The organism is Nitrosomonas sp., assembly GCF_024282095.1.
Taxonomy (GTDB): Bacteria; Pseudomonadota; Gammaproteobacteria; order Burkholderiales; family Nitrosomonadaceae; genus Nitrosomonas.
Genome location: NZ_JAMWZS010000001.1, coordinates 164092 through 186128, shown reverse-complemented (window position 1 = coordinate 186128; position 22037 = coordinate 164092). Strand labels below are relative to the sequence as shown.

Annotated in this window: 23 protein-coding genes; 8 read left to right on the top strand and 15 right to left on the bottom strand. The window is 43.8% G+C overall.

Going from position 1 to position 22037, the window contains the following annotated elements:
• The first annotated feature begins 152 nt into the window (after positions 1-152).
• A complete protein-coding gene (locus Q0K92_RS00870) occupies positions 153-602 on the top strand; it encodes a hypothetical protein (RefSeq protein WP_297323908.1) in 450 nt (149 codons plus the stop codon).
• A gap of 27 nt (positions 603-629) precedes the next feature.
• Here the strand turns inward: Q0K92_RS00870 and lpdA are convergent, their stop codons facing one another.
• The 14 genes from lpdA to rpoE form a co-directional block, all read right to left on the bottom strand.
• Positions 630-2090 carry a dihydrolipoyl dehydrogenase gene (gene lpdA / locus Q0K92_RS00865; RefSeq protein WP_297323907.1) on the bottom strand — a complete coding sequence of 487 codons (1461 nt, stop codon included), beginning with the start codon at positions 2088-2090 and terminating at the stop codon, positions 630-632.
• A 95-nt stretch (positions 2091-2185) separates the two neighbouring features.
• Positions 2186-3238, bottom strand: coding sequence for a beta-N-acetylhexosaminidase (gene nagZ / locus Q0K92_RS00860; protein WP_297323906.1), 1053 nt, complete (start codon positions 3236-3238; stop codon positions 2186-2188).
• Positions 3239-3240: 2 nt separating this feature from the next.
• Positions 3241-3618 (bottom strand): holo-ACP synthase, encoded by a 378-nt coding sequence (gene acpS, locus Q0K92_RS00855; protein WP_297323905.1) that lies wholly within the window; start codon positions 3616-3618, stop codon positions 3241-3243.
• Positions 3615-4340, bottom strand: a complete 726-nt coding sequence (gene pdxJ / locus Q0K92_RS00850) for a pyridoxine 5'-phosphate synthase (RefSeq protein WP_297323914.1) — start codon at positions 4338-4340, stop codon at positions 3615-3617. The genes acpS and pdxJ overlap by 4 nt, the downstream gene beginning before the upstream one ends.
• 50 nt (positions 4341-4390) lie before the next feature.
• Complete coding sequence (gene era / locus Q0K92_RS00845) at positions 4391-5284, bottom strand: GTPase Era (protein ID WP_297323904.1); 894 nt, start codon at positions 5282-5284, stop codon at positions 4391-4393.
• A gap of 59 nt (positions 5285-5343) precedes the next feature.
• A complete protein-coding gene (gene rnc / locus Q0K92_RS00840; protein WP_297323903.1) occupies positions 5344-6057 on the bottom strand; it encodes a ribonuclease III in 714 nt (237 codons plus the stop codon).
• Positions 6058-6071: 14 nt separating this feature from the next.
• Positions 6072-6440 (bottom strand): DUF4845 domain-containing protein, encoded by a 369-nt coding sequence (locus tag Q0K92_RS00835; protein ID WP_297323902.1) that lies wholly within the window; start codon positions 6438-6440, stop codon positions 6072-6074.
• A 27-nt stretch (positions 6441-6467) separates the two neighbouring features.
• Complete coding sequence (lepB, locus tag Q0K92_RS00830) at positions 6468-7271, bottom strand: signal peptidase I (RefSeq protein WP_297323901.1); 804 nt, start codon at positions 7269-7271, stop codon at positions 6468-6470.
• Between the two features lie 103 nt (positions 7272-7374).
• Positions 7375-9171, bottom strand: coding sequence for a translation elongation factor 4 (lepA, locus tag Q0K92_RS00825; RefSeq protein ID WP_297323913.1), 1797 nt, complete (start codon positions 9169-9171; stop codon positions 7375-7377).
• Between the two features lie 98 nt (positions 9172-9269).
• A complete protein-coding gene (locus Q0K92_RS00820; RefSeq protein ID WP_297323900.1) occupies positions 9270-9527 on the bottom strand; it encodes a glutaredoxin family protein in 258 nt (85 codons plus the stop codon).
• Positions 9528-9543: 16 nt separating this feature from the next.
• Positions 9544-10962 carry a DegQ family serine endoprotease gene (locus Q0K92_RS00815; RefSeq protein WP_297323912.1) on the bottom strand — a complete coding sequence of 473 codons (1419 nt, stop codon included), beginning with the start codon at positions 10960-10962 and terminating at the stop codon, positions 9544-9546.
• Between the two features lie 155 nt (positions 10963-11117).
• Entirely contained in the window at positions 11118-12107 is a 990-nt protein-coding gene (locus tag Q0K92_RS00810) for a MucB/RseB C-terminal domain-containing protein (protein ID WP_297323899.1), read from the bottom strand.
• The gene (locus tag Q0K92_RS00805) at positions 12104-12652 is read right to left on the bottom strand and encodes a sigma-E factor negative regulatory protein (RefSeq protein WP_297323898.1); all 549 of its coding nucleotides are present in this window, start codon (positions 12650-12652) and stop codon (positions 12104-12106) included. The genes Q0K92_RS00810 and Q0K92_RS00805 overlap by 4 nt, the downstream gene beginning before the upstream one ends.
• A 1-nt stretch (position 12653) precedes the next feature.
• Positions 12654-13253, bottom strand: a complete 600-nt coding sequence (gene rpoE / locus Q0K92_RS00800) for an RNA polymerase sigma factor RpoE (RefSeq protein ID WP_297323897.1) — start codon at positions 13251-13253, stop codon at positions 12654-12656.
• 298 nt (positions 13254-13551) lie between these two features.
• Here rpoE and nadB point away from each other — a divergent pair, with 298 nt between their 5' ends.
• Positions 13552-15150: an L-aspartate oxidase gene (gene nadB, locus Q0K92_RS00795; RefSeq protein WP_297323896.1), complete on the top strand. Its 1599-nt coding sequence runs from the start codon at positions 13552-13554 to the stop codon at positions 15148-15150.
• 122 nt (positions 15151-15272) lie between these two features.
• On the opposite strand, the gene Q0K92_RS00790 is transcribed toward nadB, so the two are convergent.
• Positions 15273-15746: a PepSY domain-containing protein gene (locus tag Q0K92_RS00790; RefSeq protein WP_297323895.1), complete on the bottom strand. Its 474-nt coding sequence runs from the start codon at positions 15744-15746 to the stop codon at positions 15273-15275.
• Between the two features lie 252 nt (positions 15747-15998).
• Between Q0K92_RS00790 and Q0K92_RS00785 the strand changes: the two genes are divergently transcribed.
• The 6 genes from Q0K92_RS00785 to Q0K92_RS00760 all read left to right on the top strand — a co-directional run bounded on the left by Q0K92_RS00785 (position 15999) and on the right by Q0K92_RS00760 (position 21887).
• Positions 15999-16313 (top strand): BolA/IbaG family iron-sulfur metabolism protein, encoded by a 315-nt coding sequence (locus Q0K92_RS00785; RefSeq protein ID WP_297323894.1) that lies wholly within the window; start codon positions 15999-16001, stop codon positions 16311-16313.
• A gap of 390 nt (positions 16314-16703) precedes the next feature.
• Positions 16704-17174: a hypothetical protein gene (locus tag Q0K92_RS00780; RefSeq protein ID WP_297323893.1), complete on the top strand. Its 471-nt coding sequence runs from the start codon at positions 16704-16706 to the stop codon at positions 17172-17174.
• Positions 17175-17615: 441 nt separating this feature from the next.
• A complete protein-coding gene (locus Q0K92_RS00775) occupies positions 17616-18536 on the top strand; it encodes a branched-chain amino acid transaminase (protein ID WP_297323892.1) in 921 nt (306 codons plus the stop codon).
• 24 nt (positions 18537-18560) lie between these two features.
• On the top strand, positions 18561-18764 hold the full coding sequence (locus tag Q0K92_RS00770) for a zinc-finger domain-containing protein (RefSeq protein WP_297323891.1): 204 nt from the start codon (positions 18561-18563) through the stop codon (positions 18762-18764).
• Positions 18765-18850: 86 nt separating this feature from the next.
• Positions 18851-20227: a phosphomannomutase/phosphoglucomutase gene (locus Q0K92_RS00765; RefSeq protein WP_297323890.1), complete on the top strand. Its 1377-nt coding sequence runs from the start codon at positions 18851-18853 to the stop codon at positions 20225-20227.
• 31 nt (positions 20228-20258) lie between these two features.
• The gene (locus Q0K92_RS00760) at positions 20259-21887 is read left to right on the top strand and encodes an NAD+ synthase (protein ID WP_297323889.1); all 1629 of its coding nucleotides are present in this window, start codon (positions 20259-20261) and stop codon (positions 21885-21887) included.
• The last annotated feature ends 150 nt before the right edge of the window (positions 21888-22037 follow it).

Here is a 22037-nt window from a genome sequence, read left to right as displayed (position 1 = left end):
TAATGTTCATAAACCGAATTTCGAGTATACTGCCCCGCTGCAAGAATTATCCAGCGTAAAAATAGAAATTTACCTGGAAGCACAATGTGTTAATCAATAATACAAATTTATATATTTATAGTTAACGAATTGGCATTTGCCAGGGAGAATATATGCACAAACTATTATCCAGTTTTTTATTATTTTTGATACTCGCCATACCGTATAGTGTTTTTGCTCATGCAGGAGAAGATCACGAACACGATGAACCGGCCGCAGCTACGAACGCTTCACCTCAATTGGAAAGCGGCAATGGCTGGCGAGTAGTCCGTGCTATTGAAATGGGTACTTCTGGAAAATTTGTTCATATGGTGCTCATTGATCACAGCGTATACACAGACAAAACGATTTATAGCGCTGCTATCAACAGACTTTGCAGCGCTGATGAAGATTTTTGTAGAATCAGATTTTGGAGCCAGGAGCGTTTTATACCTGAAAAAGCATCTTTAACAATTGAACAAAATAAGCAACTCAAAGCGGAATATGTCGTGAATAAAACGGCCGGTATGCGCCAATTACGTTGGTCTTGCAGTGTTGATCCCGACAAGACTCATTGTTTCTAATTGCCATACTATATCGTACTAATCGATTTAGATATGTAAAGCACGCTTATCCACCCCAAGGGCAGCTTCGTGGAATACTTCCGATAAAGATGGATGAGCATGAACAATGCAGGCAATATCTTGGCTACTGGCCGAGAATTTCATTGCCATAACGGCTTCTGAAATAAGCTCTGAAACATGCGGACCGATCATATGCACACCTAGCACACGATCGGTTTTCTCATCTGCCAGTATTTTAACAAATCCACTCGTTTCCCCCATTGCACGTGCACGACCGTTAGCGATAAAAGGAAACTGTCCTACCTTATAAGCAATACCGGCAGCTCTTAATTCCTGTTCATTTTTCCCCACCCAGGCAATCTCAGGTGCAGTATAAATAACCCAAGGTATGGTATTAAAATCGACCGCCTCATTTTCACTCGCCTGGCCTTTTTCACTATGTGCAATCATTTCAGCGACGACTACTCCTTCTTCGGATGCTTTATGCGCCAGCATCGGGCCGCGCACTACATCGCCTACCGCATAAACATTCGTCAGATTGGTACGACAATATTGGTCGACGACAATAAATCCACGTTCATCCAGTGACAAACCGTTTTCGCTTACACCTAATCCCATGGTATTCGGGATGCGGCCGATAGCGACAATTAATTTATCAACCTCCAAAACCTGCTCCTGATTATTGGAATCGCTATAGTTCACAACTACATCACTGTTGGATACCTTGATCGATTTGATGTTGATACCGGTATTGATTTGCAAACCAGGTTCTTTGGCAAATATGCTTTTTGCTTCTTTGGCAATTTGTTCATCAGCCGCCATGAGAAATCCCGGCATTGCTTCGAGAATAGTGACTTCCGCACCTAATCTACGCCACACACTGCCCATTTCAAGACCGATCACCCCAGCACCGATGACACCCAACCGTTTGGGCACTTCCGTTAAAGCTAAAGCACCGGCATTATCCAGAACCAAGTCATTGTCGATCGGCGTGAAAGGCAATGATCGCGGTACTGAACCGGTTGCCACGATGACATGCTTTGCCTGGATTATTTCCGTATTGCCATTATCATCAACTTTTATCTGCCAAGCATTGGCGGATGGTTCCCGCTGTAATAGTGTTCCTCTGCCATGTATTGATTTAACTTTATTTTTTTTGAATAACGATGTGATGCCGGCAGTAAACGTAGTAACAATCTTATCTTTACGCACAATCATGACAGGAACATCCACAGACACATTTTCTGTGGCGATACCGTGCACTGATACTTTGTGTTTGATTTGAAAATAATTCTCGGAGGATTCCAATAGCGCTTTGGACGGAATGCAACCCACATTCAAACAAGTGCCACCGAGGCTTGCCTTACCCTTTGGGTTCTTCCATTCATCAATACAAACCGTATTCAAGCCAAGTTGTGCACAGCGGATCGCCGCAACATAACCTCCAGGACCTGCTCCAATGACTGCTACATCAAATGTTTCTGACATGATTAAAACCTTATAAGAAATCTTATGAATGAAGTAATTTTAAAGTAAAACAGAATGTACTGGTCGTGATTCTTTTTGATGGGTGGATCGCAGATTTACTGTAATGGTAACTCTTCACTGTCACATCCAATGACACTGATCTCACGTACAGCATGCACATAATCGCCATTCTCACGCAGCTTTGTCATTGAACTAAAGTTATTTCTAGCGTGCATACGCGCCAAGCGGGAAAGGCTGGTCGCAGGCATCTCCCATTGCAATCCCGCTAAAATTTCATCCGCACCTGCGGGATTATTGCAAACCAATATCATGTCGCAGCCTGCGGTAAGTGCAGCTTGTGCACGCAATAACATGGATTCCAGATAATCTCCTGCGCCGCGCATACTCAAATCATCACTGAAAATACATCCCTCGAATTGCAGTTCTGTACGCAGTATTTTTTGCAACCAGACAGTGGAAAAACCGGCAGGCTTGAGATCAATTTCCGGATAGATCACGTGCGCCGGCATTATTCCTGCCAATCCAGAATCGATCATGTGCTGAAATGGAACCAGATCATGCATTTCGATATCAATGTATCGGCGCTGATCAATTGATTCTTCCAAATGAGAATCGGTCTGAATATAGCCGTGTCCGGGAAAATGCTTCCCTATCGCCGGCATACCGCCTTTCTTTAAGCCAAGCATCAGATTATTCGCCAGATCGGAGACGGCATTGGGATCATGATGGAATGCACGATCACCGATGACGCAGCTTTGTCCATGGTCAAGATCCAGCACCGGCGTAAAGCTGAAATCGACACCGCAAGCATTTAATTCTGCAGCCAGTACAAAACCAACCTGCTTGGCAAGATGACGCGCACGGCTGGAGTGTTTATCCCAGATTTTACCCAGCTCACGCATGGCGGGTAATTTTGTAAAATCTTTCTGAAATCGCTGCACACGACCACCTTCATGATCGACTGCAATCAGTAAATGCGGATTGCGTAGCGCATGAATCTGTTGCGTCAATTCAGTCAATTGGCGATGGTTGGAGTAATTCCGCGTAAACAGTATGACGCCGCCTGTGAGCGGGTGCGAAAGCCTTCTTACATCGTCTTCGGTCAATTGTGTGCTGGCGATATCGAGCATCACTGGCCCAAGTGACATGGCTATTTCTCCAATACAACAAAGGCACAAACCATATTTATTTCATCACTGATAGAAAGATGATGCTGCGTGATGCCTTCGTCGCTGAGTAATTGGTTGAGTTCAGGGTGGAATTGAAAAAATGGTTTTCCCAGCTGATCATTCATAATTGTAATATAGGTTAAATTAACCGGATGACGTAAACCGGTACCCATTGCTTTAGACAGCGCTTCTTTGGCCGCAAAGCGACTGGCCAGGAACAGAATCGGCTTACTGCTTGAGCGATACTCCGACCATTCGCTATCGGTTAATATACGCCGCGCAAACCGATCTCCAAAACGCTCCAGCGATTGTTCGATACGCGATGACTGCACGATATCGGTGCCAATGCCATAGATCATCTACGTGCCTCGAGCATGAGTTGTTTCATTTCCTGCACGGCCTGTTTAAAACCGACAAAAATGGCACGGGCAACAATGGCGTGACCGATATTGAGTTCGGAAATTTCAGGCATGGCGGCAATGGGCTGCACATTTTCATAATGCAAGCCATGTCCGGCATTTACTTTTAAACCCAAATCAGTACCCAGCGCAACCGATTCTCGTACCTCATTGAATTGTTTTTCTTGTACTTCAGGTGTGGGTGCGTCGGCATAACTGCCGGTGTGGATCTCAATAACGGGCGCGCCTGCACGGACTGCTGCATTGATTTGCAACGAATCCGCATTGATGAACAATGAAACACGTATTCCGGCTTCTCCCAGCTTCTGGCACACACGCTTGATTTGATCAAAATGTTTCACAACATCAAGCCCGCCTTCGGTCGTTAATTCTTCGCGCCTTTCGGGAACCAGGCAAATATCATGGGGTTTTATTCTGAGTGCGATGGCAATCATTTCATCAGTTACCGCGCTTTCCAGATTCATTCTGGTTGTTAACCGGTCGCGTAAAATCTCCACATCGCGATCCTGAATATGCCGGCGATCCTCGCGCAAATGCAAGGTAATCGCATCAGCACCGGCGGATTCAGCAATCAGTGCTGCTTCGATTGGATCCGGATACCGGGTGCCGCGCGCCTGCCGTAATGTTGCCACATGATCAATATTGACGCCCAATTCAATCATCATTCAAAGTTTCCCGAGAGATCAATCACGAAATAATGACTTGTAAGAAATTATTCATAACCAAGATTTCTTAATACGCTTTCATCATCAGCCCAACCGCTTTTAACTTTTACCCAAACTTCAAGGTACACTTTTCCCCCAAACATCAATTCCATATCTTGGCGTGCCTGGCTGGCTATTTGCTTAAGCTTCTCACCCTTTTTCCCAATAATGATCGCTTTCTGATTCGCTTTCTCAACCAGAATCGTGGCATAAATTTTGTGTAACTGACCTTCCAGCTTAAATTGATCGATCACGACACTGGTTGAATAGGGAATTTCATCGCCGATTAAACGAAATAACTTTTCACGGATAAATTCACTGGCGATGAAACGCTCGCTACGGTCTGTTACCTCATTTTTATCATACAAGGGTTGATTAATGGGTAAATAGGTACGGATTGTATTTAGCAGTTCCGGTAGTTGAATTTTATGCGCGGCACTCACCGGTATCATGGCTGCGAACTGGAATACTTTGGCCATATCGTTTAAGAACGGCAGCAAGCGATTTTTATCGGCCAGCTTATCAATTTTGTTGACCACCAAAATAACCGGAACATTCTGTGGCAAAATTTTGAGTGCGGCAAGGTCACGTTGATCAAAATGCATTGCTTCAATAACAAATAAAACAACATTCACATCTTGAATACTTTGTGTTACCACTCGATTCATTGCGGTATTTAAACGATTGGTATATTGCGTTTGGAAGCCTGGTGTATCAACAAAGATAAATTGTGTTTGTTGGTCGGTTAAAATGCCATTGATGCGGAAGCGAGTTGTTTGTGCTTTCCTGGATGTGATACTGATTTTCTGCTGAAGCAGCTTATTCAGTAATGTCGATTTACCAACATTTGGACGGCCAATAATAGCAATATAGCCAGTGCTAAAATCGGCATCAGCGGTCATGCTGATAAATCGCGAATATTAGAACATTGCCACCAGTCATATTTTTCAATTTTCTATACTTAATGATGCACACAGATTTCGTCATAGGCTAATTTTGCTGCTGCTTGTTCCGCACCGCGACGGCTTGTCCCTTCACCTAACGTCCGAATATTAAACGTCGGCAATACACATTCCACTTTAAATTTCTGTTTGTGCGCTTTCCCAGTTGTTGTCACCACAGTATATTCCGGTAACGCCAACTTCTGACTTTGCAGCAATTCCTGCAGCAAGGTTTTGGGATCTTTACCTTGTTTCTTAGTATCTATACTTTCTATTTTGGGCAAATAGAGTACTGCAATCACAGCTTCTGCCTGAGCATAACCACTATCCAGATAAATTGCACCCAATACGGCTTCGAAAGCATCGGCCAAGATAGATGGGCGATGACAACCACCGCTTTTTAGTTCTCCTTCGCCCAATCGAATGATTTTATCGATTTGCAAGCTAAGCGCTATGTCCGACAAAGCTTGCTGATTAACAAAATTGGCGCGAAGCCGGGACAAATGTCCTTCAGGTAAATCTGGAAAATACTTATAAACCAACCCAGCAATGGCACAATTCAATATGGCGTCACCTAAAAACTCAAGGCGTTCATTATGCGAGGCACTATGACTTCGATGAGTTAACGCTTCCTGCAATAATTCTGGCCGTGTAAAAGAATATTCGAGTTGTCTACAAAAAGTATCAAGTAACACTCTGTAATTGCTTTGATTGTGAATATCTCCATTGGACATGATATTACCGGGTGCTAAAGACTCGTAGATTCAAAATCGATATTCAAGGATATATTGGCGATCAGCGGTATTTTTACGGTATATTTGGCGCTCAAAACAACACGTCCGTTCTCTCGATTGACTTTAATATCCTGCCCACTAATCGATTTGATGTTATCGATCTGTGCACGCTTACTAAACGATAATCTTATTTGATTAAGGTCGCCATCCGGCGATTCAACTTCCTTGGCAATAGCTTTTAAATTCTTTGTGATTGTGGAATGCTCAATATAGACTGGCGCAAGCTTCATTCCAAGTATTGCAATCAACACTAGGACGATTGACCATATTAACAAACTAGACAGACTCAAGCCTTGTTGTTTTCGTATTGTCGTGTAATACATGATTTCCTCAAAGAGAAATTTGAATAGTTATTTAATTGCTAATCCAATACGACCAAAATCTCCAAAATTCCACCAAATCATAAATGCCTTACCCACAATATTTTCTTCCGGAACAAATCCCCAATAGCGACTATCACTGCTACTGTCACGATTGTCACCCAGCGTAAAATAATTACCTGGCGGCACTTCACACGTAAACCCTGTACGATGATATTTACAATTTTCCTTAAATTCGAATTGTCTGACATTCGAAAATTGTATGCCTTTAACATCCTGATTGATAAGAATCGAATGACTCTCTTCGGTTAAATATTCTGAAAAACGATCGGAGTAGATATATCCAAATCCTGATTCGACATATTTGAAGTCGCCTTCATACTCCGTTCTGATTGTTTCACCATTAATAATTAATTGCTTATTATGATAAGTAACCGTGTCACCGGGCAGTCCAACGACACGTTTGATGTAATCAATCGATGGATCTTCCGGATAACGGAATACCAGCACATCGCCGCGCTTTGGTTCATTGATATCGAATACTTTTTTGTTGATCACCGGGAGCCTGATGCCATAGGTATACTTATTTACCAGGATAAAATCACCAACCAGCAACGTGGGTATCATTGAACCCGATGGTATTTTAAACGGTTCAATCACAAACGAGCGCAAACTGAAAACAATCAGAATAATCGGAAAAAAACTTTTAGGGTACTCAATCCACCACGGTTCATTGTCTTCCGGTGCACGCTTATTTTTCCACAGCAGCGTGTCTAATAGCCAAATACTGCCGGTAATTACGAGCAAAACAAACAAGATCAAAGGAAAATTCATGCGATTCCCTTTGCTGACACATCACTAAAACCATTTTGTATTTCGTTATATTCACTCAGATTCAATCTATGGTTAGGTGAATGAATTTTATTTTTACTCATCATTATTTATTGTCAACCTGCAAAATCGCCAGAAATGCTTCTTGCGGAATTTCTACATTACCAACCCGCTTCATTCTCTTTTTACCTGCTTTTTGCTTCTCCAGCAACTTTCGTTTACGTGTTATATCGCCACCGTAACATTTTGCCAACACATTCTTACGTAACGCCTTAACAGTCTCACGCGCAATAATATGCGCACCAATCGCTGCCTGTACGGCAATATCAAACATCTGACGAGGAATCAATTGACGCATTTTCTGCACTAATTCGCGCCCTCGATATTGACTGCTGCTTCTATGGATAATCAATGACAAAGCATCCACTTTATCACTATTAATCAATATATCCAGCTTCACTAAATCAGAAGCACGAAATTCTTTAAATTCATAATCCAATGAAGCATAACCGCGACTGGTCGATTTCAATCGGTCAAAAAAGTCCATGACGACTTCGTTGAGCGGCATCTCATAAGTCAGCATGACTTGCTTACCCAGATATTGCATATTCGTTTGATTACCGCGCTTACTCACGCACAATGTAATCACTGCACCAACATATTCTTCCGGTACCAAGATGGTCGAAGTAATGATAGGCTCACGAATCTCTGCAATTTTAGAAAGATCAGGGATTTTTGATGGATTCTCAATTTCGATGAGTGCGCCGTCGCGCATCAATATCTGATAAACCACTGTCGGTGCAGTCGTGATCAAATCCATATCGTATTCTCGTTCCAGCCGCTCTTGGACAATATCCATATGCAGCAACCCAAGAAAACCGCAGCGGAATCCAAAACCTAGCGCTTGAGACACTTCCGGTTCGAAATGCAGTGACGAATCGTTCAATTTCAATTTTTCCAATGCTGAACGTAATGCGTCATATTGATTGGATTCGACCGGATACAAACCGGCAAATACCTGCGGTTTTATCTCCTTAAAACCCTGCAGTGGCTTTTCTGCTGGATGATTAGCTAATGTGACCGTATCGCCAACTTTCGCTGCATCCAATTCTTTAATGCCGGAAATGATGAATCCTACTTCACCTGCACTGAGAACATCACGATAAGTTGATTTCGGTACAAATACACCCACCTGTTCACACAACTGTACTGCCCTACTGGCCATCAATAAAATCTTATCACCTGGTTTGATGGTACCATCCATGACTCTTACCAATATCACGACGCCCACATAATTATCAAACCAGGAATCAATGATCAGGGCTTTTAACGGCGCATCCGGATTTCCTTTCGGCTCAGGAATTCTTGCAATCAGTGCCTCTAAAACATCTTCAACACCCTCTCCAGTTTTAGCGCTTACTCTGACCGCATCGTGCGCATCGATCCCAATCACTTCTTCAATATTGCTGATAACACGTTCGGGATCAGCAGCCGGCAAATCAATCTTGTTTAAAACCGGAATAACCTCAACGCCTTGCTCAATTGCGGTATAACAATTGGCAACGGTTTGCGCTTCAACGCCTTGCGATGCATCCACTACCAGAAGCGCACCTTCGCATGCAGCCAGCGAACGCGACACCTCATAAGAGAAATCGACATGCCCCGGTGTATCAATTAAATTCAATAAATAAGTTTCACCATTTCTTGCTTTATAGTGCAACGCCGCAGTTTGGGCTTTGATGGTAATGCCTCTTTCACGCTCCAGGTCCATGGAATCCAACACTTGCTCTTCCATTTCACGATCAGATAAGCCGCCGCACAAATGGATAATACGATCTGCCAGCGTCGATTTACCGTGATCAATATGTGCAATGATGGAAAAATTACGAATATGCCGCATCAGGATATGAGAAATAAAATATGTTTCCAGTCATGTGGAAATTAATGTCGCGCTAACGCAGAAATTAAAATAGTGGATGGACAGTTAAAAGAGGCAGCATTCTAACGAAATTTACTCAGATAATCATCTAAAGCTGCTAAATCCAGGAAGTAATGACAAATCTCTTGATTAGTAAGTGGCGACAACAGCACTGGGATTTTTGCTCCATACCGTGCCACCAGTTCAGGATTGGTATCGATATCAATAACTTGGAAATCAAATGATCCTTGCGCTTGCAAATTTTGCAGCGCAAGGATCATATCTTGGCACAGATGGCAATCTTCACGACCATATACAATCAGTGTGATTGCTTGATTCACAGCACATGGATCCGACTCAATTCTTTTTGTCATCATCGGTAAGCTTCATCGTAATAAAAGTAGTCATATCTCCTCTTTTGACCAGTAAGGCGATATTCTTACCACTTTTAACTTGACCAAGCAATTCATTAAACTGCTGAATACTTTTAACATCTTTGCTGTTAAACCCGAGAATGATATCTCCGATACGAATTCCTGAACGACTGGCAATACCGGGTTGCATGTCTTCGACCAATAGCCCGTTGGTAATCTCCAATTGTTTCTTTTGCTCGGCGGTAATTTCACTCAACGCCAATCCAAGGCGATTTGAAGTATCCGGTTTTTTACCCTGCTTGAGTTTGCGATTCTCTGCCACTTCATCGGAAGGTGTTTCCCCAACCTCAACCTTGACAGTTTTTAAAGCGCCGTCCCGCCAGACCTGAATAGTTACTTTTGCATTTGGTTTGGTATTACCGACGATACGTGGCAAATCAGCAGATGTCGTAACGTTTTTCTCATCAAACTTCAAAATGATATCCCGCGGCTTGATTCCTGCCGTATCTGCAGGGCCACCCTTTTCCACTGAAACGACTAACGCACCATTACTGTCCGCCAATCCGAAAGATTCCGCCAGCTCCTTAGTAACTTCCTGAATCATGACACCAATTCTGCCGCGGCTTATTTTGCCGTTGGCTTTTAACTGATCTGCAATTTCAGTTGCCACATTAATCGGTATGGCAAATGACAATCCCATGAACCCGCCAGTCCGGCTGTAAATTTGAGAATTAATGCCAACCACTTCCCCCTTCATATTAAATAAAGGTCCGCCTGAATTACCTGGATTAATTGCTACGTCCGTTTGTATAAATGGCACATAATTTTCTTGTGCCAAGGAACGGCCTTTAGCACTGACTATCCCCGCAGTCACACTATGTTCAAACCCGAAAGGCGATCCAATTGCAATGACCCATTCACCCACCCTGAGATTTTCTGGATTTCCTTGTGTAACTCTGGGTAAATCTGTTGCATTTATTTTGATCAATGCAATATCTGTTTTTCGATCAGTACCAATAATTTCCGCCACAAATTCACGTTTATCGTTAAGCTTCACAGTAACTTCATCAGCTGTCTCAACAACATGCGCATTGGTCAGAATGTAGCCGTCCGAGCTAATGATAAAACCAGATCCTAAAGACTTAGGCTCAGATCTTCTCGGTGCAGGAAATGGCTGCATATGCCTTTTAAAGAAATCATAAAAAGGTGAATTTTCAGGAATACCCGGTATCTCCGGAAGCACCTGACCATTAAGTGCATTTGATGTTTGCACGGCACTAATATTTACCACCGCAGCACCATGCTTTTCTACAAGTCCGGTAAAATCCGGTAACTCATTGGCTTGTGCAAAAGCCGTTGCTGCTGATAAAAACAGTGAGATAACTATGAGCTGAGAGATCATTGTTGTTCTTACCATGAAACCAGTATAACTGAGTAGTATTTTATTCATATTTTTTACCAATCAATCAGGAAATATATTTAATTATTGCAGATAGAATTGAAGAAAAGCAGTGGGCTTAAATTTAATCGACTGTGCAACCTTCTACCGACTGATATTCAATCTTGCCTAAAGACAGAATCGCCTATTAACTTTATCGTTTCCACAGGCACTTCACCAACCGTCGTAATTTTATTATCACCCAGCGTGCGAACGTAAATATTAATTGCACCACGGCTTGTAAAGACACCTGGTACTGGTGCTGGTACATCCTTAATAATAGGCTCTATAAAAATAGAAACCGTTGCAAGCCCATCCGATAACGCAATATGATCCACTAATGTGGGTTTTTCAGTCAAATTACGCTTCATCTCAACCAATTTCTTAAAACCAGTCGGCAAGTTCTTAACTTGCCATTTTAATTCACCTTCTTTTAAAATTGATGTAACCAAATCGGTTACTTTCCATTCTTGTGCAAGAATCGATTGATCAGGCCTTAACGAATCAGAATGAATTTCTCCATCGACTTCCAGCTGTACAAATGCAAATTGCTCAACAGTTTCATTCCCATCCATTACCGCAACTTTTAGCAACAGACCTGATTGGACATCAATCCAGAATTGATGTCCGTACCGTAAAGAATCTCTTGGCGTCAGAGATAAGACCTGGGATTCATGATCAGATATGCGCTCGCGCTTGGTTTCTTTGACGTAATAATTGTCATTTATACTATCAAACGATTGCGGCAGAAGATTGGGAAAGAATTTACGAAACCAACGCTTTTCAGTATAAATTTTCTTACTATCAGGCAGGTAACACTTCATCTCATCATTATTGCGGAAAACAATGCGTGGAATGCCATCTAAAACTTCAATTTTTTCACGTTCTCCAGATTGATCTGTTTTATGGATTATACGTGATGTCTCCATATGCCCATCAGCAAAATAAACAAACGTTCCTGAGTAATTATGCTGACGCGGCGCGTCGGCCATTTTTTTCAACCATCCCAGCGCACTTTCTGATGAATGGGGTAAGTTCTGCGCCAGCGCAGCATGGAAGAAACCAAACGTTAACAAAAAAAACAGCGTGATTATTTTGCGGCTAATCATCGACCATATCTTTCGCTATATTCATTGACGTTATTTACATTAGTAACTTGTCCGCGCATATTTGTCCCTGGCGAAAACTCTCTATGCACAAATAGATATTCGTTAATCTCAACCGGTGGATAATTATTTAGCAAGGTGGGCGATGAAACCATTACAGGCACAGCAGTCAGGTTACTATTGTGACTTGGATTTTCTGCAACCAGCGTTTGCTGAGGCACGTAGGAAGGGTTGTACATGATTGCCCATGCGGAAATCATCGCAACTACCGAAGCTGCCATGGAAAAAGCAAACACTTTGTGTTTTTGTTGCTTGGGTATATTCGATGCTTTTGGAAAGAGTACGGTAGGTTCGGTTTTTAATTTCTGGTTAACGCTGAAGGATACATCCGTTGATAGTCGCGACGATTGTCGTAGTGTATCACCAATTAGGTGATAAGCTTTCCATTCTTCCCGTAAATCATCATCTCCTTGTATTACTCTAATGACATTTGATGCATCTTGTTCACCAAGCTCACCATCCATTAATGCTGATATTTTGCTTTTCACATTACCACCTCTTGTCTTTACTGGTTCCTAATAAAGGGCGCAACTGTTCAGATATCGCTTCACGCGCGCGAAATATACGCGAACGTACAGTACCTATCGGGCAACTCATAATATTTGCAATTTCTTCATAACTTAATCCATCAATCTCTCTTAAAACAATCGCAGTACGTAGTTCCTCAGGTAATGAATTCAATGTCTGGTTAACTGTTTGAGCAATTTGCTTACTCATCAGTTCACTCTCCGGTGTGTTCATTTCCTTTAATATACCGCTATCTTCGAAATTTTCGGCATCCTCGTTATCAAATTCCTGTAGTGTCGGCACCTTACGTCCCTGAGACACCAAGAAATTCTTAGCAGTATTAATGCCAATTCGATATAACCACGTATAAAAGGCACTCTCCCCGCGAAATAAAGGCAGCGCTCTATAAGCTTTAATAAAAGCTTCTTGTGTCACATCTTCAACTTCAGCTGCATCACGTATAAAATGCGATAATAAACGAGCTAGCTTACGTTGATATTTGATGACTAGCAGATCGAATGCGTGCTTATCCCCACCTTGAACTCGTTCTACTAATTGCTGATCGACTTCCCGATCACCCATACTACCTGATCCCTGAGCATTTTTAATGAATTTGTGATTTTATTCTTGTCCTGCTAAATGTAGCATAATTACACAACAGAATAAGTATATCCATTCAAACAAATCTCGGAAACCAGATAATTAAAATATCGCGCTATCGCTCATCGTAGAGACAATTAACCAAGCTAATTAGTTCACACCCCATTCTCTAATACAGTTTTACCTTGTAAATCTGCGAATAAAGACATGAAGCGTATTGAGTCTGCTATTATTGGACGAATACGCAATGCTTCCATTATTGAGAGTTGAATTCAGTTTAATGTCCAACAATTATTTTGATACGCTTATTATCGGTAGTGGGTTAGCTGGATTCGCGCTTGCACTTCACTTAGCGCAACACAAAAAAATCTGCATAGTAACCAAACAAACGGCTGATTCAGGTGCCAGCTCATGGGCACAAGGTGGTATTGCAGCAGCGTTATCAACTGATGATTCACCATCTAAGCATGTTCAAGATACATTGATAGCTGGGGCCGGTTTATGTGATGAGGAAGTTACTCAATATATTGCCGAGAATGCATCCGAGGCAATACACTGGCTGATCAATCAAGGTGTTGTTTTTACCAGCGATAAAGCCAGTGAAACGGGATATCACCTCACTAAAGAAGGTGGTCATAGCATGCGACGGATTATTCATAGCGGTGATGCAACGGGTAAAGCTGTTCAACAAGCGCTCACCGAAAAAATCAGAGCTCACTCGAATATCTGTGTATTGGAACATCACATCGCTATCGATCTGATCACCAGTGATAAATTACCTAACCACGAAAATTCACAGCATAAACGATGCTTTGGCGCCTATATACTCGATAAGCGGAAAGGCAGCGTATATACATTTACAGCACAAAATACCGTGTTGGCAACGGGCGGCGCCAGCAAGGTGTATCTCTACACCACCAATCCGGACACCGCCACGGGTGATGGTATTGCGATGGGCTGGCGAGCGGGTTGCCGTATCGCCAACATGGAATTTATTCAATTCCATCCAACCTGCCTTTATCATCCTCACGCAAAATCATTCTTAATCAGTGAAGCTGTTCGTGGTGAAGGTGGATTATTAAAACTTCCCAATGGCGAGCGCTTCATGCCGTGGCATGATCAACGCGCCGAACTCGCACCCCGTGACATCGTCGCTCGCGCCATCGATTTTGAAATGAAAAAAAGAGGATTGGATTGTGTTTATCTGGACATATCGCATAAACCAGCCAGTTTTCTAAAACAGCACTTTCCCACCATACACGCTCGATGCTTAGAATTAGGCATTGATATTACGAAAGAATCGATTCCCGTCGTACCGGCCGCACATTACACTTGCGGTGGTGTTGTTACCAACAAGAATGGCAAAACTGACTTGGATAATCTCTATGCCATCGGAGAAACCGCACATACCGGATTGCATGGTGCCAATCGATTAGCAAGCAATTCCTTATTGGAATGTTTGGTGCTGGCCCAAGCTGCAGGGAGCGATATTGCCAACCGGCCCGTTAACCCATTACCCAAGCTACCTGATTGGGACGAAAGCCGTGTTACCGATGCCGATGAAGAAATTGTCATTGCGCACAATTGGGATGAATTACGTCGTTTCATGTGGAGTTATGTCGGCATTGTACGCACAACAAAACGGTTACAGCGTGCGCAACGTAGAATTGAACTCTTACGCGAAGAAATCAATGAATACTATACAAACTTTCGGGTTACCAGCGACTTATTAGAATTGCGTAATCTTGTTGATAGCGCTGACTTAATCGTGCGCAGCGCAATGTTACGTCATGAAAGCCGGGGATTACACTACAGCAAGGATTACCCGGATACATTATCAGTTGCTAGAAATACAATATTGCAAAAAGAAACCCAATAAAACACCCCGCAGCAAGCAGCGGGGAATTAAACCCGTAGAGATTCAGAGAATTATCATTCTAAGAATATCCTATAATTTTCTATACGCGATTACACAGAAATTACACAATCAATGTATGCGTCTTAATCCTGTTCGGTTTTCAAGATTTTTCCATAGGTATCCAATTCAAGTTCGAGTTTCTTTCCTGCTGTCTTGATTTCCACCTCGTAACCTGTAACCGTCCCATCAGGGTTCATCACCTTTTCTGCGTCCTCAATAGTCGCTTTCGGGTATGCCTTGGAAATGGCCTGAATTATCGGTTCAGGCAGTGCCTTGACATCAATAGCTTCTTCCTTCTGAAGAATCGCTCCGTCGGAGTCATACAGAATTTCGTATTCTCTGCCATTTTCCTTATATTCCACTTCATACACGGCCTTTCCTTCAATCATTCCCTTCTCGAATTCTACCTCTTGGGCATTGGGATAAGCTTTTTCAAAAGCTTCGAGTATCACTTTGGGCACTTGATGTTTGCTGACTTCTTTTTCACTCGCATTCGCCTGACCGAATGCTATCAAAAAAGTGATCAATATCGTTGTAATCCAAAATTGCGTTTTCATAAAACCTCCTTTGGCTGGAGCCAAATATGTACTGATTAAAGTCCGTTGATCTATTTACATTCTTTGAATGCGATCAAAGAGACCGTAACGAAAAAAATCGTTACCTTCTGTCTACTCTATAGCTAAATAATTGTCAATTAGCACAACTAAGATTGAGATCGCATTAGGACAGACGAATCGGAATCGGATATGCTAGCAGGCTCATGGGGCCTTTCAAAAGAAGCAATGAGACGATATTAAGGTGATCTTATTATGCATATAAAAAATTCTATCGAAACCAAGCTTCAATCACTGCGACCACAGTTCCTGGAAGTAACTAATGAAAGTCACATGCACAATGTACCGAAGGGGTCAGAATCTCATTTCAGAGTGACTATCGTTTCTGAGGAATTTAATGGAAAAATGCTTTTAGCTCGTCATCGAATGGTCAACAATATTCTGGCTGATGAGCTTACTCATTCTATCCATGCCCTCGTTCTGCGCACAATGACTATGGAAGAATGGTTTGAAGAGAACGGGGCATCCAATGATTTTCCACCATGTCTTGGGGGCTCAGTATTGCGATAATCCTGTAACAATAGTTCCTTAACAGGCTGTTGAATCATCAAATTAATCAGGACGCTTGTTGTTGGCTGTAATTTTCTGGGCGGGATAAACTTTTCCTCCCAGATTGCATAGATTAGGGGAGCCGCCCTTGAACTAAGCCAGGCCCGATTTTTTGAACGGGATCTCGATCATTCTTAGTCTACTATTGCGATTATCTTCCGAAGCACGAATTGAGGCTCTTTCTTATTGATATTCAATCCTTGCGTTTTTTTTAATGTGATTAAACTGTGATCTTTCTTGGAGTCATTGATAACTCTTAACTATATTTTTTAACAGAGCTCTCAATAGTCTATTGAAAAATAAAGTGTATAAGTCGCTCATTTACTTTTATCACAACGAAGGAGAAGCATTATGGCTAATTCCACATTCAAAAGTTTGATCCTAATCACTGCGCTTTTTCTGGCGACCACATCGTTGGCTTTAGCCATTTCCCTTACGCCCCAATCGCCAAATCTATTCATTTTGCAGGGTGACAATCTGCGCATAACCTACTCGACAACAAGTTTTGATGGAAAACCCCAACTTAATTATGATGACGGAATTAAGACAAGGTCTTTCAGAGGCGACGAGATCAGAACGATTGGAACGGAAATTGGCACTTTGGTTAGCATAACAACCCGAACAACTGTTAATTCAGGATCGACTATTTTTACGATCCTCATTCCGCGAATTAATCTCGATTCGACGATGGCAGCAAATATCAAGACAGAAGGTATTATCACTAGGCATAAGGGCGTTACCCCTAGCAGCCCGAACTATGGTCAACTAGATTCTTATAAGCGCATCGTGTTAAGTGGTACAGCAAGTTTAGTATATTTTTAACGTGAAATTTGCTTTGTACAAGCTTGCGCGCCATGAGCATAAATTAGACAAACGACGGCCTGTTAACACTATTTGATCGAATATGTCGATGTAAATTCACTACCAGCCAATATCAACAGAGCAAACACGGCATGCCGCGCCAGTGCGGCAATGTCAGTCATTCCAAACTACAAATCCTCAATGCTATTCTGTAAATTACCGAACGGCAGTCCGACAAGTATCGGGAACGATATTCAACCGTTGAGCCTGACGTCCATATTAATCTTGTTGGCTACACAAGCCGTGACCCGTGACCGATCAACCGCATCAGAAAGCATTGAAAGCGATTCTTTTGTAGCTGGCTGTGCAACAAACTGATGATGATTATGCTGCCGTGTTTCAACGTCGCCTTAAAAATAAGTTAGAATAGATGTTTTTAGAATTTTTATCGGGAGTTCCTGAATGTCAATGGCTGACCGTGATGGTGTAATCTGGTATGACGGGAAGATGGTTCCCTGGCGGGATGCCAATACACATGTGTTAACACATACCCTGCACTATGGTTTGGGTGTTTTTGAAGGGCTGCGTGCTTATGAAACCGCGCAAGGGCCCGCAATATTTCGTTTGCAAGAACATACCGATCGCCTATTTAACTCGGCGCATATTTTCATGATGAAAATGCCTTACGACAAGGCCACCTTGATGCAGGCGCAGTGTGATGTCGTCAAGCAAAACAAATTATCATCCGGCTACATCCGCCCTATTGCTTTCTATGGCGCCGAAGCCATGGGACTCTCCGCCAAAACGCTGTCCACACATGTTGCCATCGCCGCTTGGCCATGGGGCACTTATCTGGGCCCTGAGGCCCTTGAGAACGGCATTCGCGTCAAAACTTCATCGTTCACCCGCCATCATGTCAATATCAATATGTGCCGCGCCAAATCGGTCACCACTTACGCCAATTCCATTCTGGCCAATCAAGAAGTTGCATTGAATGGATATGACGAAGCGTTGTTGCTGGATGTGGAAGGTTATGTGGCGGAAGGATCGGGAGAAAATATTTTTATTGTTAAGCAAGGAAAAATCTTCACACCGGATTTAACCTCATGCTTGGAAGGAATTACCCGCGCCTCGGTGATTGAATTGGCGGCAGAAATCAGCATTCCAGTCATCGAGAAACGCATTACTCGCGATGAAATTTATTGTGCCGACGAGGCATTCTTCACCGGCACCGCCGCTGAAGTAACGCCGATCCGCGAACTGGATAATCGCATCATAGGACCCGGTAAACGCGGACCGATTACCACGCAAATTCAAACCATGTTCTTTGATTGTGTGAAAGGTCGGGCGAAAAATCATGCGAATTGGCTTACATTGGTTTAATACGTTATATTGGAGTTAGTTTTTATGAATCAACAAGCAGATAACAAAGCACGTGAAATCGAAGTAACAACTGATGACTTGCCATTGCACTGTCCCATGCCATCCATGCTGCTGTGGAATTTGCATCCGCGGGTTTTTCTTCCGATAGAAGCAACCGGTGAAGCGTTATGTCCTTATTGTGGTACACATTACACCCTCAAAGGCGGCGCTGTCGCAGGGCATCATTGAGATCCCTGGAAAATGCGTATTGCAGCGACAAACTCGATTATTCTTTATTTTTTATCAACGATTCCCTACTTTATAGCGATTAAATTATGCATGCAATCCCTCATGAAATCTTTAAGGCTTATGATATTCGTGGCATTGTTGGTAAAACGGTTACTGCTGAAAATGTTGAAAAAATCGGGCATGCCATTGGCTCCGAGGCACGCGCCCGAAAACTGACATCCATAGCCATCGGCCGTGACGGCAGATTGTCGGGAACCGAACTGTCCCAGGCGTTGGCGCGCGGTATCCGCAAAAGCGGAATTGATGTGGTGGATGTCGGCATGGTAGCGACACCCATGCTCTATTATGCGGCACATGAACTATGTCAGTACTCCGGCGTGATGGTCACCGGCAGTCATAACCCACCTGAATACAACGGCTTCAAAATTGTGTTGGGTGGACAGACCTTGGCGGCGGAGACTATTCAGGCACTGCGTTTGCGCATAGAAAATAACGATCTCGCCGACGGCGCGGGCAATTATTCCGAACATAATATTGTCAGCGCTTATCTGGAGCGCATCACCGGTGACATTAAACTCACCCGCCCGATCAAAATCGTAGTTGATTGCGGCAATGGCGTGGCTGGTGCCTTTGCACCGGCGCTTTATCGTAGTTTGGGCTGTGAAGTGACCGAGTTATTCTGCGATGTGGATGGTACTTTTCCCAACCACCACCCCGATCCATCGGTACCGGATAATTTGCACGATGTCATTCAAGCGCTGCAAACAACCGATGCAGAAATTGGACTCGCTTTTGATGGCGATGGCGATCGGCTCGGCATTGTGACCAAAGGCGGCAACATTATTAACGCTGACCGTCAACTGATGCTGTTTGCAGCTGATGTGCTGTCGCGCAACCCCGGCGGCAAAGTTATCTTTGACGTGAAATGCACGCGTAATCTGGCACCGTGGATCAGTCAGCATGGCGGCACACCGATCATGTGGAAGACCGGTCACTCTTTCATCAAAGCCAAGCTCATCGAGGAGAAAGCCTTGTTAGCCGGCGAAATGAGCGGACACTTGTTTTTCAAGGAACGCTGGTATGGCTTTGATGACGGCTTATATGCCGGTGCGCGGCTATTGGAACTGCTAAGCCGCGAAGCGGATATCAATGCCACGCTCAATAATCTTCCCGACAGTCTCAACACCCCGGAATTACAGGTGCGCACGGCTGAAGGCGAAAATCACACGCTGATTGCACAATTACAACAAAATGCGGTTTTTAACAATGCGCAGCAAGTCGTCACCATCGATGGCTTACGCGTTGAGTACAGCGACGGATTTGGCTTGGCGCGCGCATCGAATACTACACCGGTCATCGTATTACGCTTCGAAGCTGATAATGAATCGGCCTTAAAGCGCATTCAGGAAGATTTCCGCCACAACATCCTGCAGGCCAAACCGGGTGTGCAACTTCCTTTTTAGCTGAAAACACTACCCATACGTTCGACACATCATGCGCATTGCGATTGCTCAGATTAATTGCACCGTGGGTAATATTGCAGGGAACGCTGCAAAGATACTGGACGCTGTCGAGCAAGCGAAACAGGCCGGCGCCCAGTTGCTCATAACCCCGGAACTGGCGCTCTCCGGATATCCCCCGGTTGATTTATTACTGCGCGAAACTTTCTGCCAATCGTGCGATGCTGCGCTGGCAGCGCTGGTAAAAGCGATTGACGGCATCACACTGATCGTGGGTCATCCAAGTTTTCAGGATGGCAAACTTTATAATACCGCATCCGTGATTCGCAACGGTGAAGTCATCCATGCTTACCACAAAAGAGTCCTCAGCAAATCGCCCTTCTTTAATGAAACCTACTATTTCGACAGCGGTTCTGAACCCTGCGTATTTGAACTGGCCGGCGTTCAATTTGGCATTCATATCTGCACTGATTTCTGGCTAGGTCATTTGTGCACTGCAGAGAATTACTCCAATCCGGACATTCTATTAGTGCTGAACGCTTCGGCATATCATATCAATAAGCAGGTCTCTCGTTATCAAGCCACGCACCAATTTATCAAGCGCACCGGCATCTCCGTTATCCACACTAATCTGGTGGGTGGGCAGGATGAATTGGTTTTTGATGGCGCTTCTTTTGCAATGAATCGGCATGGAGAGCTCACGCACCAACTGGATGAATTTGTTGAAACCACTGAATTAGTCGACATTCACGACAAGCAACCCACCAAAGGCAAACTGGCCGCACCGCAAGCTCCGGTTGCCAGCGTCTATCAGGCATTATGTTTGGGCGTTAAAGACTATATCGATAAAAACGGCTTCCCCGGCGCGCTGCTGGGACTTTCCGGTGGTGTTGACTCGGCATTAACGCTGGCAATTGCCGTCGATGCACTCGGAGCGGACAAGGTTAAAACCGTCATGTTGCCGTCGCAATATACCGCCGATATCAGCCTGGAAGACGCCAATGCAATGGCTGAATTATTAGGGGTCAAACATTACGAATGCAGCATCCAACCCTTGTTTGCTCAATTTTTATCAAAAATTGAGCATGATTTCCAAATTCTTCCGGATCCCATGGGAACAAACACCATGCCGGAGAATTTACAAGCGCGTATACGCGGCACATTATTAATGGCGCTTTCCAATCACTCGGGCTCGATTGTACTGACTACCGGCAACAAATCCGAAGTGGCGGTGGGTTATTGCACGTTATATGGCGATATGGCAGGCGGCTTTGCGGTACTGAAAGATGTCAGTAAAACCATGGTGTATCAGCTGTGTGAATACCGCAATCAAATCAGCCGGATCATTCCCGAGCGCATCATCCATCGCCCGCCTTCCGCCGAACTGCGGCACAATCAGACGGACCAGGATACCTTGCCGCCCTACGAAGTTCTGGACGCAATTATCGAAGCGTATGTCGAAAAGGATTTCTCACCGGCTGAAATTATCGCGTTGAATTACAACGCCGCAGATGTCAACAGAATCATTCAATTGATTCATCAGAATGAATATAAACGTCGGCAAGCACCGCCAGGAATTCGCATCACGCATTGCGATTTCGGCACCGCGTGGTTTTATCCCATCACATCCAGCTATCAAACTTGGTCCACCTTTCAAGGATAAAAGGAAGGTAAATAGCGGGAGCTCTGGCTGAGGCCGCAAAATGGTGGATGGCGCTACGCTTATCCACCCTACTCCCCAAAAACCCACAAAACAAAACCCGCAGGGGCTGCGCCCCTGCACCCCGCAAAGGGTCAAAAACCAGAGCACAAA

What these genes read in the sequence shown, in the direction of transcription:
- lepB (WP_297323901.1), bottom strand. Translation starts at nt 7,271, where the DNA reads ATGAATTTTCCTTTGATCTTGTTTGTTTTGCTCGTAATTACCGGCAGT.
- Q0K92_RS00765 (WP_297323890.1), top strand. Translation starts at nt 18,851, where the DNA reads ATGCATGCAATCCCTCATGAAATCTTTAAGGCTTATGATATTCGTGGC.
- Q0K92_RS00810 (WP_297323899.1), bottom strand. Translation starts at nt 12,107, where the DNA reads ATGATTAGCCGCAAAATAATCACGCTGTTTTTTTTGTTAACGTTTGGT.
- nadB (WP_297323896.1), top strand. Translation starts at nt 13,552, where the DNA reads ATGTCCAACAATTATTTTGATACGCTTATTATCGGTAGTGGGTTAGCT.
- Q0K92_RS00870 (WP_297323908.1), top strand. Translation starts at nt 153, where the DNA reads ATGCACAAACTATTATCCAGTTTTTTATTATTTTTGATACTCGCCATA.
- Q0K92_RS00780 (WP_297323893.1), top strand. Translation starts at nt 16,704, where the DNA reads ATGGCTAATTCCACATTCAAAAGTTTGATCCTAATCACTGCGCTTTTT.
- Q0K92_RS00775 (WP_297323892.1), top strand. Translation starts at nt 17,616, where the DNA reads ATGTCAATGGCTGACCGTGATGGTGTAATCTGGTATGACGGGAAGATG.
- nagZ (WP_297323906.1), bottom strand. Translation starts at nt 3,238, where the DNA reads ATGTCACTTGGGCCAGTGATGCTCGATATCGCCAGCACACAATTGACC.
- acpS (WP_297323905.1), bottom strand. Translation starts at nt 3,618, where the DNA reads ATGATCTATGGCATTGGCACCGATATCGTGCAGTCATCGCGTATCGAA.
- rnc (WP_297323903.1), bottom strand. Translation starts at nt 6,057, where the DNA reads ATGTCCAATGGAGATATTCACAATCAAAGCAATTACAGAGTGTTACTT.
- rpoE (WP_297323897.1), bottom strand. Translation starts at nt 13,253, where the DNA reads ATGGGTGATCGGGAAGTCGATCAGCAATTAGTAGAACGAGTTCAAGGT.
- lpdA (WP_297323907.1), bottom strand. Translation starts at nt 2,090, where the DNA reads ATGTCAGAAACATTTGATGTAGCAGTCATTGGAGCAGGTCCTGGAGGT.
- Q0K92_RS00760 (WP_297323889.1), top strand. Translation starts at nt 20,259, where the DNA reads ATGCGCATTGCGATTGCTCAGATTAATTGCACCGTGGGTAATATTGCA.
- Q0K92_RS00770 (WP_297323891.1), top strand. Translation starts at nt 18,561, where the DNA reads ATGAATCAACAAGCAGATAACAAAGCACGTGAAATCGAAGTAACAACT.
- Q0K92_RS00790 (WP_297323895.1), bottom strand. Translation starts at nt 15,746, where the DNA reads ATGAAAACGCAATTTTGGATTACAACGATATTGATCACTTTTTTGATA.
- Q0K92_RS00835 (WP_297323902.1), bottom strand. Translation starts at nt 6,440, where the DNA reads ATGTATTACACGACAATACGAAAACAACAAGGCTTGAGTCTGTCTAGT.
- era (WP_297323904.1), bottom strand. Translation starts at nt 5,284, where the DNA reads ATGACCGCTGATGCCGATTTTAGCACTGGCTATATTGCTATTATTGGC.
- pdxJ (WP_297323914.1), bottom strand. Translation starts at nt 4,340, where the DNA reads ATGATTGAATTGGGCGTCAATATTGATCATGTGGCAACATTACGGCAG.
- Q0K92_RS00785 (WP_297323894.1), top strand. Translation starts at nt 15,999, where the DNA reads ATGCATATAAAAAATTCTATCGAAACCAAGCTTCAATCACTGCGACCA.
- Q0K92_RS00815 (WP_297323912.1), bottom strand. Translation starts at nt 10,962, where the DNA reads ATGATCTCTCAGCTCATAGTTATCTCACTGTTTTTATCAGCAGCAACG.